Annotated in this window: 14 protein-coding genes; 7 read left to right on the forward strand and 7 right to left on the reverse strand. The window is 70.7% G+C overall.

Annotated elements, in window-relative coordinates:
* Positions 1-147: 147 nt before the first annotated feature.
* Positions 148-3,213, forward strand: a complete 3,066-nt coding sequence (locus BSB02_RS00470) for a replicative DNA helicase (protein WP_084955414.1) — start codon at positions 148-150, stop codon at positions 3,211-3,213.
* 83 nt (positions 3,214-3,296) lie between these two features.
* The gene (locus BSB02_RS00475; RefSeq protein WP_084955416.1) at positions 3,297-3,683 is read left to right on the forward strand and encodes a cupin domain-containing protein; all 387 of its coding nucleotides are present in this window, start codon (positions 3,297-3,299) and stop codon (positions 3,681-3,683) included.
* Between the two features lie 82 nt (positions 3,684-3,765).
* Here BSB02_RS00475 and soxR read toward each other — a convergent pair whose 3' ends face one another.
* From soxR to BSB02_RS00495, 4 genes are read right to left on the reverse strand one after another with little or no spacing between them, the layout of a single operon-like run.
* Complete coding sequence (gene soxR / locus BSB02_RS00480; RefSeq protein WP_084955418.1) at positions 3,766-4,242, reverse strand: redox-sensitive transcriptional activator SoxR; 477 nt, start codon at positions 4,240-4,242, stop codon at positions 3,766-3,768.
* Between the two features lie 10 nt (positions 4,243-4,252).
* The gene (locus tag BSB02_RS00485) at positions 4,253-4,975 is read right to left on the reverse strand and encodes a metallophosphoesterase (RefSeq protein WP_084956188.1); all 723 of its coding nucleotides are present in this window, start codon (positions 4,973-4,975) and stop codon (positions 4,253-4,255) included.
* Between the two features lie 17 nt (positions 4,976-4,992).
* Positions 4,993-5,724 carry an ABC transporter permease gene (locus tag BSB02_RS00490; RefSeq protein WP_084955420.1) on the reverse strand — a complete coding sequence of 244 codons (732 nt, stop codon included), beginning with the start codon at positions 5,722-5,724 and terminating at the stop codon, positions 4,993-4,995.
* Complete coding sequence (locus tag BSB02_RS00495; RefSeq protein WP_084955422.1) at positions 5,721-6,626, reverse strand: ABC transporter ATP-binding protein; 906 nt, start codon at positions 6,624-6,626, stop codon at positions 5,721-5,723. The genes BSB02_RS00490 and BSB02_RS00495 overlap by 4 nt, the downstream gene beginning before the upstream one ends.
* 108 nt (positions 6,627-6,734) lie before the next feature.
* On the opposite strand from BSB02_RS00495, the gene BSB02_RS00500 reads away from it, so the two are divergent.
* From BSB02_RS00500 to dnaN, 3 genes are all read left to right on the forward strand, one after another.
* Positions 6,735-8,147, forward strand: a complete 1,413-nt coding sequence (locus BSB02_RS00500) for a sensor histidine kinase (RefSeq protein WP_084955424.1) — start codon at positions 6,735-6,737, stop codon at positions 8,145-8,147.
* On the forward strand, positions 8,129-8,785 hold the full coding sequence (locus BSB02_RS00505) for a response regulator (protein ID WP_084955426.1): 657 nt from the start codon (positions 8,129-8,131) through the stop codon (positions 8,783-8,785). The genes BSB02_RS00500 and BSB02_RS00505 overlap by 19 nt, the downstream gene beginning before the upstream one ends.
* Positions 8,786-9,018: 233 nt before the next feature.
* Positions 9,019-10,116, forward strand: coding sequence for a DNA polymerase III subunit beta (gene dnaN, locus BSB02_RS00510; protein ID WP_084955428.1), 1,098 nt, complete (start codon positions 9,019-9,021; stop codon positions 10,114-10,116).
* Here the strand turns inward: dnaN and BSB02_RS00515 are convergent.
* A complete protein-coding gene (locus tag BSB02_RS00515) occupies positions 10,094-10,552 on the reverse strand; it encodes a MarR family winged helix-turn-helix transcriptional regulator (RefSeq protein WP_084955430.1) in 459 nt (152 codons plus the stop codon). The two genes, dnaN and BSB02_RS00515, sit on opposite strands and share 23 nt — an antisense overlap.
* A gap of 50 nt (positions 10,553-10,602) precedes the next feature.
* Here BSB02_RS00515 and BSB02_RS00520 point away from each other — a divergent pair, with 50 nt between their 5' ends.
* Positions 10,603-10,881 carry an antibiotic biosynthesis monooxygenase gene (locus BSB02_RS00520; RefSeq protein WP_084955433.1) on the forward strand — a complete coding sequence of 93 codons (279 nt, stop codon included), beginning with the start codon at positions 10,603-10,605 and terminating at the stop codon, positions 10,879-10,881.
* Positions 10,878-11,714, forward strand: coding sequence for an SDR family oxidoreductase (locus BSB02_RS00525; RefSeq protein WP_084955435.1), 837 nt, complete (start codon positions 10,878-10,880; stop codon positions 11,712-11,714). Before BSB02_RS00520 ends, BSB02_RS00525 begins: the two co-directional genes overlap by 4 nt.
* 475 nt (positions 11,715-12,189) lie before the next feature.
* Here the strand turns inward: BSB02_RS00525 and BSB02_RS00530 are convergent, their stop codons facing one another.
* Positions 12,190-12,867, reverse strand: a complete 678-nt coding sequence (locus BSB02_RS00530; RefSeq protein ID WP_084955437.1) for a FadR/GntR family transcriptional regulator — start codon at positions 12,865-12,867, stop codon at positions 12,190-12,192.
* 89 nt (positions 12,868-12,956) lie between these two features.
* Positions 12,957-14,288: a helix-turn-helix domain-containing protein gene (locus BSB02_RS00535; RefSeq protein WP_084955439.1), complete on the reverse strand. Its 1,332-nt coding sequence runs from the start codon at positions 14,286-14,288 to the stop codon at positions 12,957-12,959.
* Positions 14,289-14,383 lie beyond the last annotated feature (95 nt).

Here is a 14,383-nt window from a genome sequence, read left to right on the forward strand (position 1 = left end):
GCGGTATCCACAGGGAAGCCCGGAGTGTTCCACAGCCCGTCCCCAACTCCTGCACAGCGTTGTCCACAGCTCACGTTGCCGTCGAGCTGCCCCTTCGCAAAACTGTCAGACCGGTGGGCTAGTCTTCGATTCGAAAGGGGGTTCGAAATGAGTCTCGGCCTGGTCGACGACGAACCGACGGGTCCCGCTTTCGAGCGCACCCCTCCGCACAACATCGAGGCTGAGCAGTCGGTCCTCGGCGGCATGCTGCTGTCCAAAGACGCCATCGCCGACGTGGTCGAGCTCATCCGAGCCGACGACTTCTACCGGCCGGCCCACCAGATCATCTACGAGGTCATCACCGACCTGTACGGCAGAGGCGAGCCCGCCGACGCCGTCACCGTATTTGACGAGCTGCAAAAACGCGGCGAGATGGCCAGGGTGGGCGGCGCGGCCTACCTCCACACGCTCACCGCGGTCGTCCCCACCGCCGCCAACGCCGGCTACTACGCCAAGATCGTCCGCGAGCAGGCCGTGCTGCGCCGCCTCATCGAGGCCGGCACCCGCATCGTCTCCTACGGCTACGGCGGCAACGGCGAAGAGGTCGACGACCTGGTCGACCGCGCCCAGGCGGAGATCTACAAGGTCACCGAGCGGCGCACGTCGGAGGACTACGCGCCGCTGTCGGAGATCATGCCCCACGCCCTCGACGAGCTGGAGGCCATCGGCAACCGCGGCGGCCAGATGGTCGGCGTCCCGACCGGCTTCCAGGACCTCGACCAGCTCACCAACGGGCTGCACCCCGGCCAGATGATCGTCGTCGCCGCGCGTCCGGCCATCGGCAAGGCCCTGGCCCTCGACACGCCGCTGCCCACCCCGGACGGCTGGACCACCATGGGTGAGGTGCGAGTCGGCGACGAGCTGCTCGACGGCGACGGCAAGCCGACGCGCGTGGTCGCGGCCACCGAGGTGATGACCGGCAGGCCGTGCTACGAGGTCGAGTTCGACGACGGCGCCGTGATCGTGGCCGACGGGTCGCACCAGTGGCAAACCGACGCCGGCGTGCTGACGACGGAGGAGATCGCGCGCACCCTGTCCGCCGTACTCACCCGGGTCCGGCCGGCGGTGCCCGCGGTCCCCGCCCTCGGCCTGGAGGAGCGGGAGATCCTGGCCGTCCGCCCGGTCGCGACGGTCCCCGTCCGGTGCGTGGAGGTCGACAACCCCGACCACCTCTACCTGGCCGGGCCCACCCGCATCCCCACCCACAACAGCACGCTCGGCCTCGACTTCGCCCGCTCGGCCGCCATCAAGCACGGGATGACCACCGTCATCTTCTCGCTGGAGATGTCGCGCAACGAGATCACCATGCGCCTGCTGTCCGCCGAGGCCCGCGTCGCCCTCCACGCCATGCGCTCGGGCATGATGAGCGACGACGACTGGACCCGCCTGGCGCGCCGGATGAGCGAGGTGGCCGAGGCACCGCTGTTCATCGACGACTCGCCCAACATGTCGATGATGGAGATCCGCGCCAAGTGCCGCCGCCTGAAGCAGCGCCACGACCTGCGCTTCGTCATCATCGACTACCTCCAGCTGATGAGCTCGCCGAAGAAGGTCGAGAGCCGGCAGAACGAGGTGTCGGAGATCTCGCGTGCGATCAAGCTGCTGGCCAAGGAGCTGGAGGTGCCGGTCGTGGCGATCTCGCAGCTCAACCGCGGTCCGGAACAACGCACGGACAAACGCCCACAAGTGAGCGACCTACGTGAATCGGGTTGCCTGACCGCCGGGACGCGGATCCTCCGTGCCGACACGGGAGCTGAGGTCACCCTGGGCGAGCTTCTGGAGTCGGGCGCCAGGGACGTTCCGGTGTGGTCCCTTGACGACAGGCTGAAGCTCGTGCCGAGGACCATGACCCACGTCTTCCCCAGTGGAGTCAAGCCCGTCTACCGCGTCCGCCTGCGCTCCGGCCGCGAGGTGGAAGCCACGGGCAACCACCCGTTCCTGACCTACGACGGCTGGCGGGCGGTCGCGGACCTCACGCCGGGCACGCGCGTGGCCGTGCCGCGCCATGTCCCGCCTCCGCTGACCATCGTGCCGTGGGACGACGACGAGGTGCTGCTCCTCGCGCACATGATCGGTGACGGGTCCATGGTGCGGCGCCAGCCCATCCGCTACGCGAGCACGGACGAGGCCAACCTCCAGGCCGTCGGCCAGGCAGCGGCCAGACGGTTCGGCATCACCGCCGTCCGTGACGACCATGAAGCCGCTCGTTGCACCTCGCTCAGGCTGCCGGCGCCCTTCCGCCTCACGCACGGCCGGCGGAATCCGATCGCCGAATGGCTCGACGGTCTCGGCCTGTTCGGGCGGCGAAGCCACGAGAAGTTCGTCCCGGCCGGGGTGTTCTCGTTGCCCAAGACCCAGGCGGCGCTGTTCCTGCGCCACCTGTGGGCCACCGACGGATGCGTGTGGTGGGACGACAAGGTCGGGCAGGCCCGGATCTACTACTCATCCACCAGCCGACGGCTGGTGGACGACGTGGCCCGGCTGCTCCTCCGGTTCAACGTGATGACGAGGATCAGGGAGATCCGCAAAGGAAATCACCGTCCGTGCTACCACCTGTACATCTACGGTGCCGAGAACCAGTTGCGGTTCCTCGACGAGATCGGCGTGTACGGCGAGCGCGGCAAGGCGGCCGAAGCATGCGCTGCTCACCTGCGCGGGATCACGGGCAACACGAATCTCGACACGGTGCCCAAGCAGGTGTGGGATCGCGTGCGAGAGGTGCTCGCCGAGCGTGGGATGAGCCAGCGTGAGTTCGCCGCGGCGATGCAGACGCAATACTGCGGATCCGCGCTGTGGAAGAGGGCGCCCAGCCGCGAACGGGTCGGCCGGGTGGCTCAGGTGCTGGAGGCCTCGGACCTCGATCTGCTGGCGACCAACGACGTCTTCTGGGACGAACTGGCCTCGATCGAGTTGCTGGGGGAGCAGCCGGTGTTCGACGCGACCGTGCTGGGCACCCACAACTTCGTGGCCAACGGCATCGCCGTCCACAACAGCATTGAGCAGGACGCCGACGTCGTCATCCTGCTGCACCGGGAGGACGCCTACGAGCGGGAGTCGCCCAGGGCGGGCGAGGCCGATCTGATCGTGGCCAAGCATCGTAACGGGCCGACCGCGACCGTCACGGTCGCCTTCCAGGGGCACTACTCCCGTTTCGTGGACATGGCGCAGCACTGACGGGTCAGACATCCCTTCCCTGGAGCCGTCCACCTGGCCGGTGTCATTCTGTGAGGTATGGTCCAGCCGTCAAGGAGGTGGCCATGGGACGGCCACAAGACCCGGTCCTCCTGGTGACTCCGGCCGAGCGGACGCCCGGGCCTGTGACACCGGGGATGGATCGGCAGCAGGCTTTCGCCACCGACCGAATGTGGTCAGGGTTCGTGCGTACCGAGGCCGGCATGATGTCTGGCTGGCATCATCACGGCGATTACGAGACGGTGATCTACGTCCTCACCGGCGCACTCAAGATGGACTTCGGTCCGGACGGCTCGAACACCGTGGAGGCGGGGCCGGGGGATTTCGTCTATGTGCCGAAGGGCGCCGTGCATCGGGAGAGCAACCCTTCCGCGAAGCCGGCCGATGTCATCGTCTTTCGAGCGGGTGTCGGCGAGTCCACGTTCAACGTGGATGGGCCGGCGCCGGCGTGAACGGACCCCGCTCCTGGGTGAACGTCCGGTCTGACGTGCTCGTTTGTGGCGCTGCGGAGGGCAGCGGCGGGCCCGTGTCCGGTCAGCAGCAGCGGGGCGGCGCGTAGCGGGTGTCGATGCGGCGCGCTCCCGGCCCCTGCTCGCCGAGCCGGTCGTAGGCGTTGGCCAGGGCGCAGCGGTCCAGCGACAGGCAGCCGCAGCCGATGCAGTCGGTCAGGTCGTCCCGCAACCGCTGCAGTTGCTCGATGCGGTCGTCCAGCTCGGCGCGCCACCTGGCCGACAGCTTGGCCCAGTCCTCGCGCGTGGGGGTGCGCCCGTCCGGCAGAGTGCTTAGGGCCTCCTTGATGGTCTTGAGCGGGATGCCGAGGCGTTGCGCCAGCCGTACGAAGGCGACGCGGCGGAGGGTGTCGCGCGAGTAGCGGCGCTGGTTGCCCGCCGTACGCCTGCTGCTGATCAGCCCCTTGGACTCGTAGAAGTGGAGGGTGGAGACCGCCACGCCGCTGCGCTGGGCGAGCTGGCCGACGGTGAGCTCTTTGGTGTTCCACGGAACCTGGGCCATGGGTTCAGTGTCACAGAACCGGACGGAAGTGTGTGACCAGCCGTCCCTCGTCGAAGTAGTGCAGCGCGTAGGCGGGCGGCAGGCCGTAGTCGAGGGGCATGCCGGAGGCGGTCTCGGCGGCGGTGAGCCCGGTGGAGACGACGCCGGGGGCGACGACGACGGGGCGTCCGGCGAACGTGCCCGTGGCCGGGGTGTGCGCGTGCCCGACCAGGACACCGGCGACGTTGCGATGCCGTTCGAGCACGGCGGCCAGGCGGCCGGTCTCCTGGAGCATGATCGAGTCGACCAGCGGGAAGCCGAGCTTGATGGGCGGGTGGTGCATGCCGACGAGGGCGGGGACGTCCGGCCGCCGCGAGAGCACCTCGTCCAGCCACGCGACGGTCGCGTCGGCCAGGAAGCCCTCGTTGCGCCCCGGGATGGAGGAGTCGGCCAGGGCGATCGTCACGCCGTCCAGGTGGAGGGCCTGGTTCAGGGGTCCGAGGACCTTCTGGAAGATCTCGGGGTGGTAGTCGTGGTTGCCCGGGCACACGGCCACCGGGACGTCCGCCCGCAGCAGGTCGCGGGCGATCTCGTACTCCTCCGGCTCGGAGTGGTCGGCGATGTCGCCGGTGACGATGATCGCGTCGAGGGGACCTGGCAGCGGGCGCAGGCGCTCCATGACCCGCCGCGCCCGCTCGACGCTCTGCTCCGACCCGCCGATGTGGATGTCGCTGATGTGCGCGATGATCGCCATCATTGCACTCTAACGGGTCATTCCCACCGGAAGAGGCGTACGGCGAGCGCGCCGAACACCACCAGCCCGGCGGTCACCACGGCCAGGTGCGGCAGCTGGGGCGCATGGCCGGCCCAGGTGTCGCGCAGCGCCTGCACGAACGGCCCGGCGACCGAGTAGTCGCTGATGGTCCGCAGCACCGGGGGCATGACCTCCCGCGGTATCCACATCCCCGCCACGAACAGCATCGGGAACATCACGACCGTGCCGATGAGCGGCGCCGCCTTGCCGCTGGGCGCCACCGCCGCGATCACCAGGCCGATGGCCATGAGCGCCGCCGTACCCAGGACGAAGACCGGCACGAAGGCGAGGTGCGCGGGAACCGAGGACCCCAGCGCCAGGCGGGCGGCGGCGATCAGCACGGCGGCCAGCACGATCCCCACGACGAGGTTGATGATCAGCTGGACCGCCAGCATCGACGCCGGGCTCACCGGCGTGGTCGACATGCGGCGCAGCACGCCCTGCTTGCGGTAGGTGGCCAGCACGCCGGGCAGGACGTTGAACGCCAGCGTGGCCAGGCCGAGCAGGAGCATGGTGGCCGGCAGCTGCGTGTCGACGAACCGCTGGCCGCCCAGGTTGGGGTCCGGCTTGGACAGGTCGGGGATGTTGCCGATGACCAGCAGCAGCATGAGCGGCAGGCCGAGGCTGAACAGCAGCGACCAGCCGTCGCGCAGGTGCAGCTTCGTCTCGATGGCCAGGATCTTGGTCACGTGAGCTTCCTTCCGGTGAGCGCGAGGAACGCGTCGTCGAGGGTGGCCTGCTCGATCCGCAGGTCGGTGGGCACGACCCCGGCCGAGGCCAGGGCGAGGGTGACGGCGGAGGGCAGGTTGCCGGTGCCGCTCACCACGACCTGCTCGCCGCTGCGCCGGACGTCGGACACCTCGGGCAGGGCGAGCAGCAGCGCGTCGTCGAACGGGGCCGAGGGGCGGAAGCGCAGCCGCTGCTCGTCGCTCACCATGCCGACGAGCCCGGACGGCGTGTCCATGGCCACCACCCGGCCCGCGTCGATGAGGGCGAGCCGGTCGCACAGCCGTTCCGCCTCCTCCATGAAGTGCGTGACCAGCACGATCGTCACGCCGGACGCCCGGACCTGCTCGATCAGCTCCCAGGCGTCCCGCCGGGCCTGCGGGTCCAGCCCGGTGGTGAGCTCGTCCAGGATCGCCACGCGGGGGCGGCCCACGAGCGCGAGCGCGATCGACAGGCGCTGCCGCTGCCCGCCGGAGAGCTTGGCGTAGGCGGTGTCCCGTTTGGCGGCCAGGCCCATGCGTTCGATGAGTTCAGCCGTGTCGGCCGGGGAGTCGTAGAAGGACGCGAACAGCTCCAGCGCCTCCCACACCTTGATCTTCTCCGGCAGCTCCGCGCTCTGGAGCTGAACGCCGAGGGTACGGCGCAGCCGGTCCCGGTCGCGGCGCGGGTCGAGCCCGCAGACCTTGATCGTGCCGCCGTCCGGGACGCGCAGCCCGGCGACGCATTCGACGGTGGTCGTCTTGCCAGCCCCGTTGGGGCCCAGGATGCCGAAGATCTCCCCTTCGGCCACGGAGAAGCTGACGTCGGCCACCGCGACGTGATCGCGGTAGGCCTTGCGGAGGCCGTTGACCTCGATGGCTTTCATGGTCACGACGCTAGGGACGGCCGTTGCCGCCGGGTATCCAGGCAGCTGCCCGGAAGGGGTGTACCTAGGTGCAAGGACGCCGTCCCGTCCGCCGGGCACACTGGAGGCATGCTGCGAACGCTCGCCCGGATACCGGTGGTGGTCTTCTTCGCCGCGGTGGAGGCGGCGACGTTCCTGGTCGCGTTCTGCCTGGGGATCCTGGCGATCGGCCTGGGCATGGTGTTCCTGTTCCCGCCCATGGTCGGCATGGTCAGGCCGCTGGCGGACAGGGCCAGGCGGCAGGCGCGGGCGTGGTCCGGCATCGAGGTCGCCCCGCCGTACCTGCCGGAGCCCCCGCCGCCGCGGCCGGGGCCCGACGGGTGGTATCGGGTGGACCGCACGCTGTACCGGACGCCGCGCTATCCGGCCTGGCACAGCCGGTTCAGGTGGCTGCTGCGGGATCCGGCCACGTGGCGGGACCTGCTGTGGCTCATGCTCGACCCGCTGGCCAAGCTGCTGGCCGTGCCGTTCCTGCTGGTGCTTCCCGGCCCCGCCGCGCGGGCCTACGCGCTGTGGGTGCGGCTGCTGCTCGGCCACACCACGGCCAGCCGGCTGGCCGGGCGGGTCCAGCACCTCACGCAGGTGCGCAGCATCGCCGTCGACTCCCAGGCCGCCGAGATGCGCAGGATCGAACGCGACCTCCACGACGGCGCGCAGGCCAGGCTGGTGGCGCTCGGCATGACGCTCGGCGCCGTCGAGCAGCTCGTCGACCGTGACCCGGCGGCGGCGAAGGCCCTGCTGGCCAAGGCGCGCGAGGCGTCCGCCGAGGCGCTCACCGAGCTGCGCCGGGTGGTGCGCGGCATCCATCCGCCGGTGCTGGCCGAACGGGGGCTGGCCGACGCCGTGCGGGCCCTGGCCATGGACAGCCCGCTGCGGGTGAGCGTGGAGGTGGACCTGCCCCACCGCACGGAGCCGCCCGTCGAGGCCGCGGTGTACTTCGCCGTCAGCGAGCTGCTGTCCAACGCCGCCCGCCACGGCGGCGCCACGCAGGCGCTCGTGGACATCAGCCACAACGGCTCCGCCCTCCGCGTGACCGTCACCGACGACGGCGCCGGCGGCGCCGACCCGGCCCAGGGCAGCGGTCTGTACGGCATCGAACGCCGGCTGGCCGCCTTCGACGGGGTCCTCGCCCTCCACAGCCCGCCCGGCGGCCCGACCACCGTGACGATGGAGATCCCCGGGGTGCTGCCCACGCCCTGGCACGGGATGAAGAAGATGCCGCGCTGGAAGACGGCCCTGGTCCTGGGCCTGTGGGCCACGGCGTGGTGCCCGCTGTTCCCGCAGGGCCTGGTCGCGGCCTGCTTCAAGATCTTCAACGCCGAGCACATCCGCTCGTGGTTCCTCGCGCTCTACCTGCCCCCGGCCTGGCAGTGGCCGACTATCGCCTTTATGATCACGCTGGGCGTGATCATGTACGCCTTCGCGTTGCTGCTGCCCGCGGCGCACACGGACGAGGTGGAACGGTGCCGGTTCGCGTCCTGATCGCCGAGGACCTCTACCTGCTCAGGGACGGGCTCGTGCACCTGCTCCAGGCGCACGGCTGCACGGTGGTCGCGGCCGTGGAGAGCGGCCCCGAGCTGCTGCGCGGGCTGGTCGAGCTGCGTCCCGACGTGTCGATCGTGGACGTACGGCTGCCGCCGACGTTCACCGACGAGGGGCTGCAGGCGGCGCTGGAGGCGCGCAAGCGGGTTCCGGGCCTGCCGATCCTCGTGCTCTCGCAGCACGTCGAGCAGCTGTACGCCCGGGAGCTGCTGGCGGACGGGTCGGGCGGCGTCGGATACCTGCTGAAGGACCGGGTGTTCAACGCTTCGCAGTTCATGGAGGCCGTTCACAGGGTCGCCGACGGAGGCACGGCCATGGACCCGGAGGTCATCGCCAAGCTGCTGGCCAGCAACTCGCGGCACGAGCCCCTGGGCCGCCTCACGCCGCGGGAGCGGGAGGTCCTGGCGGCGATGGCGGAAGGCCGGTCGAACGCGGCGATCTCGCAGCGGCTGTACCTGAGCGAGAGCGCGGTGGCCAAGCACACGGCCAGCATCTTCGCGAAGCTGGACCTGGCGCCTTCGGACGACGACAACCGCCGCGTCCTGGCCGTCCTGGCATACCTGAACGCCGTCAAGTAACGGCCCGCCGTACGCCCCGCCCTCTTCCTTCCCCGCGCCCACGACCCTTCCCCGCACCCATGACCCTTCCCCATACCCACGACGGTGAGAAGCCGGGGTACGGCGGGCACCACCTACGGCGAGCCTCCACGCACCACACGCCACTCGCAAGATCAAGCAAGCGATGGCACCGGCATTGTCGGTCCCGGCCGATACTTTGCTGTCGTGGCCCGCCGAGCGAAGGGGTGGATCAGGTGAAATTTCGGGTGAACCGCGATGTGCTGGCCGAGGCCGTGGCGTGGGCCGCTCGGGTGCTCCCCACCCGTCCCGCCGCGCCCGTGCTCTCCGGCCTGCTCCTCGAAGCAGGCGAAGAGCTGACCCTGTCGGCCTTCGACTACGACGTCTCCGCCCAGGCCACGGTCGACGCCGAGGTGTCCGAGCCGGGCAGCGTGCTGGTCCCCGGCCGCCTGCTCGCCGAGATCTCCCGCAGCCTCCCCGGCGACCACGTCGACGTCGTGACCGAGGGCGCCGAGGCCGTCCTCACCTGTGGCTCGGCCGAGTTCGGCCTGGTCACGATGCCCGTCGAGGACTTCCCGACCATGCCGAAGATGCCCCCCAAGATCGGCGCCATCGGAGGCGGCGTCTTCGCCACGGCCGTCGGCCAGGTCGCGCCCGCCGCCAGCCGTGACGACACCCTGCCCATGCTCACCGGGGTCCGGGTCGACATCGACGGCACCGCGGTGACGATGGCGGCCACCGACCGCTACCGGATCGCGGCCCGCGAGTTCACCTGGCGGCCCGAGCGGGCCGACGTCTCCGTCTCGGCCATGATCCCGGCCCGGGTGCTGGTCGACGTCGCCAAGGCGTTGCGCGGCGGCGAGGTCGCGATCGCCATGGGCGGCGGCGTGGCCGGGTTCGAGAGCGTGGGCCGCAGCACCACCGTGCGGCTGCTCGACGAGCAGTTCATCGACTACCGCTCCCGCCTCACCGGCGACTGGCCGATCAGGGCCGACGTCAGGGTGACGCCCTTCGTGGAGGCCATCAAGCGCGTCGCCCTGGTCGCCGAGCGCAACACGGCCATCCGCCTGACCTTCACCAAGGGCCAGGTGACGGTCCAGGCGGGCGGCGGCGAGCTGGGGCGCGGCGTCGAGGTGCTCGACTGCGACCTGCGCGGCGGCGAGATCGAGATCGGCTTCCAGTCGCAGTTCCTCCTCGACGGCCTGACCGGGGTGGAGTCGGAGTACGCGCGGATCAACATGGACTCGCCCACCCGCCCCGCGCTGATCACCGACGTGCCGGGCGACGCGGAGCCGGAGTTCCGCTACCTGGTCATGTCGTTGCGTCTGAGGTGACCTGCAGCTCGGCGAGCTTCCTCAGCGTCGCCTTGAACACGGCGAACTCCTCCTCGCCGACCGCCTGCGCGTAGCGCCGCTCGATGGCCGCCACGACCTCGTCCGAGCGGCGCATCATGTCCAGCCCCCGCTCGGTGGGCACGACCAGCTTGGCGCGCCGGTCGCTGGGGTCCGGCCGGCGCTCGACGTACCCCATGGCCACCAGGTCGTCGACGAGCGTCCCGATGACCTGCTTGTGCTGGCCGGACTGCGCCGCCAGGTCGGTGGCGCGGCTGCCCTCCTCGTCCAGGTACGCCAACACGGCCCCGTGCCGGGGCCCAGGCCCGCTCTTGTCCGTCCTGAGCTCCCGGGACATCTCCCGCTGGAGCCCGAACAGCACCCTGGCGATGAGGATGCCGAGATCCGGATCGGCCTGCTTCCGCTCACTGCGCCGCATATTTAGTCACCAATCTTGACTGTCACTAAATTTGACTATATTGTCTTGGCATGAGCACGATCGAACTGACGAGGTTCCGCGCGACCCGAGCGGACGCCCTGCTCGCGGCCCGGCCCGCGATGCTGGCGGACTTCCGCGCCGACCGCGCCGGATTCCTCGGCGCCACACTGGTGCGCCTGCCCGGCGACGAGTGGCTCGACATCGTCGAGTGGCGCTCGCCTGCGGACTTCGCGGCCTCCCGCGCCAAGGGAGCCAACCTGCCGGGCATCCGTGCCTTCTTCGAAGCCATTGACGACCTGCTGTCCTCTGAGGAGGGGATTTCCGCATGACCATTCTGATCACCGGCGCCACCGGGACCGTGTCCTCGGCCCTGCTGCGCGCCCTGCCTTCTACCGAGAATGTACGGGTCCTGGTGCGCGACCCCGCCAAGGCGCCCGCCGGGGTGGAGGTCGCGGTGGGCGACCTCGACGATCCCTCGACGCTTGAAAAGGCTTTCACCGGCGTGGACACCGTATGGCTGCTGACCGCGATGGGCCCGCAGGCCCCTCACGCCAGCATGAACGCCGTGTGGGCCGCCAGACAGGCGGGGGTGCGGCACGTCGTGCGCATGTCGGCCATCGGCGCCGCCCATGACGCGCCCACGCGCAACGGCCGCCTCCACGCCCTGTCCGACCTGGAGCTTCAGGCCTCCGGCCTGGGCTGGACCATCCTCCGGCCGGCGTTCTTCATGCAGAACCTCTTCGGCTCGGTCAACGGCGACACGTTGTACGGCGGGCTCGGCGACGGCCGGGTGGGCATGATCGACACCCGCGACATCGCCGACTTCGCCGCCCACGTCCTCACCGACCCGGCCGCCCACTCGGGCAGGACCTACACGTTGACGGGTCCGGCCAGCCTCTCCCTCCACGACGCGGCCGCCACACTCACCGAGGTGTACGGCACGCCCATCACCTACCGGCCCCTCCCGGAGGACGCGGTCCACCGGGCGCTGCTCGACGCGGGCTTCGGCGAGTGGATCTCGGCGGTGACGGTGGAGTACGGCAGGGCCTACGCCCGCGGCTGGGGCGACTTCACCACGACGGACTTCCGCGACGTGCTCGGCCGCCCGGCCCGCTCCTTCCACGACTTCGCCCTCACCCACGCCGCCCAGCTCCGCCCCTGACAGCCACCCAACCGCCCCATGAGCCCATGCTTTCGCCGGTCATGCTCCCTGGCGGCGTTCCCCCGGCGGAGGCACGGTGGTCGCGCCTGCGGCGCACTGCCGTGGCAGCGGGCTGGCGTGCTGGAGGAACAGCATTGCTGATGTGGCTGGTACGGCGTAGGGCTCTGACGGGCCGTAGGAGTGACGGGCCGTAGGAGTGACGGGCCGTAGGAGCTGCTGCCTCGCCGCCCCAAGGCACTGCGCTCCTTCGGGCGCCGGGTCGGCGGGAAGGGGTACGGCGGAGCCCGGCGCAACGAGGACGGCGCCCAGGGTGGGAACCACGGCGATCGCCCAAGAAGACGCCGTGACGGCGGCCGGCCACGCACACCCGGTGAGCGTCACCCTAGACAGGGCCCGGCCCCGGTCGGCGGGTGGGCGAAACCCGGCCCCGCCGTACAGGAAGAAAGAAAAGCCCCGCCGTACAAAAAGAAGAGAATTACACCTGCTCGGTCAGCGCGATGAGGATGTGCTCCATGCATGCGTGTCCCGCGCGCTCGGCCGCCGAGGCGTCGCCGGCCGCGATGGCGCGCGCGATCGCGTCGTGGGGGATGTAGCTCTTGTTCAGCGACGTCCCAGCCGCCGTGATGCTCGCACGCAACGCCGCCGAGAAGTCCTCATACAGGTCGATCAGCACAAGGTTGTGCGTCGCGTGCACGACCGCCATATGGAACGCCAGGTCCGCCTCGACGAACTCCTCCGGCGTCCCCGACTTCCAGGCCCGCTCCCGCGCCTCCAGCGCGGCGTCGATGCGCTTGATGTCGTCCTCGGTGCGGCGAGTGGCGGCCAGGCGCGCGGCCTCGACCTCCAGCGCCCGCCGGACCTCGAGGATCTCCAGCTGCTCGGCCTGGCGCAGGCGGCGCAGCATGGCCCCGGACAGCTCGCTCGTGGCCCTGACGTAGGTGCCGTCGCCCTGGCGGCACTCCAGCAGCCCCGCGTGCGTGAGGGCGCGGACGGCTTCGCGGACCGTGTTGCGGCCGACTCCCAACTGCTCGGCCAGCACCGTCTCGGTCGGGATCTTGCGATTCATCGGCCACGAGCCAGAGGTGATCTGCTCCTTGAGTTGGTCGATCACCTGGTCGACGAGCGAAGCCCGCTGCGCCGTACGCAGACTCACAGTCCGCCTCCTCCGGGGAACCCAGTCATCCTATGAGTCAATGACTGGTAGACCCTAATTATTCCAGGGCCCTCAGCACAACTCCGGAGTCAGCGGGAAACGGCGGCGTTGGCCGTCACCCCCGCCAGCACGGACCGGACTCCGGCGGCCTCGAGCGCCTTACGATACGCGGCGGTCTGGTCTGCTCGGGCACCGACACGGCCGTACAGGTCGCCGAGTTCGCGCCAGGAGCGCGCCGCCTGCCGGTCGGAACCGAAGATGGGGCCGTTCAGCGCGGTGAGCAGCTCGCGCGCCGTCCGCAGGTGCTCGGAGGCGTCGGCCCGCTGCTCGATGGCCACCCGCGCGAGCACGAGGTGTGCCTGGGCGGGCACGGTGCCGGGAGCGCCCTCCAGCAGCTCCAGCGCGGAGGCGGCCAGCTCGCCGGCGGAGGCCGGGTCGCCGGCCCTGAGCCGCACGCGGCCGTGGATGACGCGGCTCTCGCCCAGCTCGTGGACGGTGCCGGACAGCACGGAGAAGGCCTTCTCGGCCGCGGTGACGTGACGCTCGGCCTCCTCGACCGGGCAGGCGTCCAGCTGCGCCCAGTGCATCGCGGTCCTGGCCAGCTGCAGCGCGATCCGGACGGGGCGGCCCGCGGCGATGGCGTCGTCGGCCAGGCGTACGGCCAGCGCCGAGTCCTCGCCCGCGGCGGCGGTCTTGCTGGCCTCCCACAGCGTGCGGATCTCCGCGGAACGGTCCACAACCTCCGGCGTTCCTGAGGCGGCCAGGACCCGGCGGGCGAACTCGATCTCCTCGGCCTCGCCGCCCATCTCGATGAGCGTGGCGGCCAGGTCGGCGGCCAGCTCGCCCTGGTCGACCGAGAGCCGGGTCATCTGGCGCAGCGCGCTCAGGCCGAGGTCGCGGGCGCGCAGCCGGTCGCCGGCGCGCTGGTAGCAGCGGCTCAGCGCGATCGTGAGCGGCAGGTCGGCCAGCCGCTCGGGGTGGGCCTCCGCTTCGGCGCGCAGCCGCTCCATGGCCTCGACGGCCTGGCCGAGCCGGCCCTGCTCCTCCAGGGCGCGGGCCCGTCCGAGCCTGGCCTGCGCGGCGAGCATCGCGTTCTCCTCGCCGACCGCCTTGACGATCTCGTCGAACCGCTCGGCGGCCACCACCGGGTCGCCGTGGCGCAGCTCCAGCTCGGCGTGCCGCAGCCCGAGCTCGGTGTCGATGCGCTGGCGCGGCTCGATGCCGTGCAGCAGGAACTCGGTCGTGCAGCCCAGCCGCTCGGCCAGCAGACGGGCAACGACCGGCGTCGGTGTGCGCTTGCCCGACTCGATGAGGGAGACATAACTGTCAGACAGGTCAGGTCCGGCCAGCTGGGCCTGGGACATCCGCCTGCTCAGCCGCAGTCCGCGGACGCGGTCACCGATTGTTCCCTGACTCGGCATCTCATCTCTCAAGGCGGGGAAGGGTCAACAACACGCAATGATTGCATGAAGTAGCCCACTCGGGTATCCCTGCGTGAAGAAATCCTTACCTGAGT

The organism is Thermoactinospora rubra, from assembly GCF_002093975.1.
Classification (GTDB): Bacteria; Actinomycetota; Actinomycetes; order Streptosporangiales; family Streptosporangiaceae; genus Nonomuraea; species Nonomuraea rubra_A.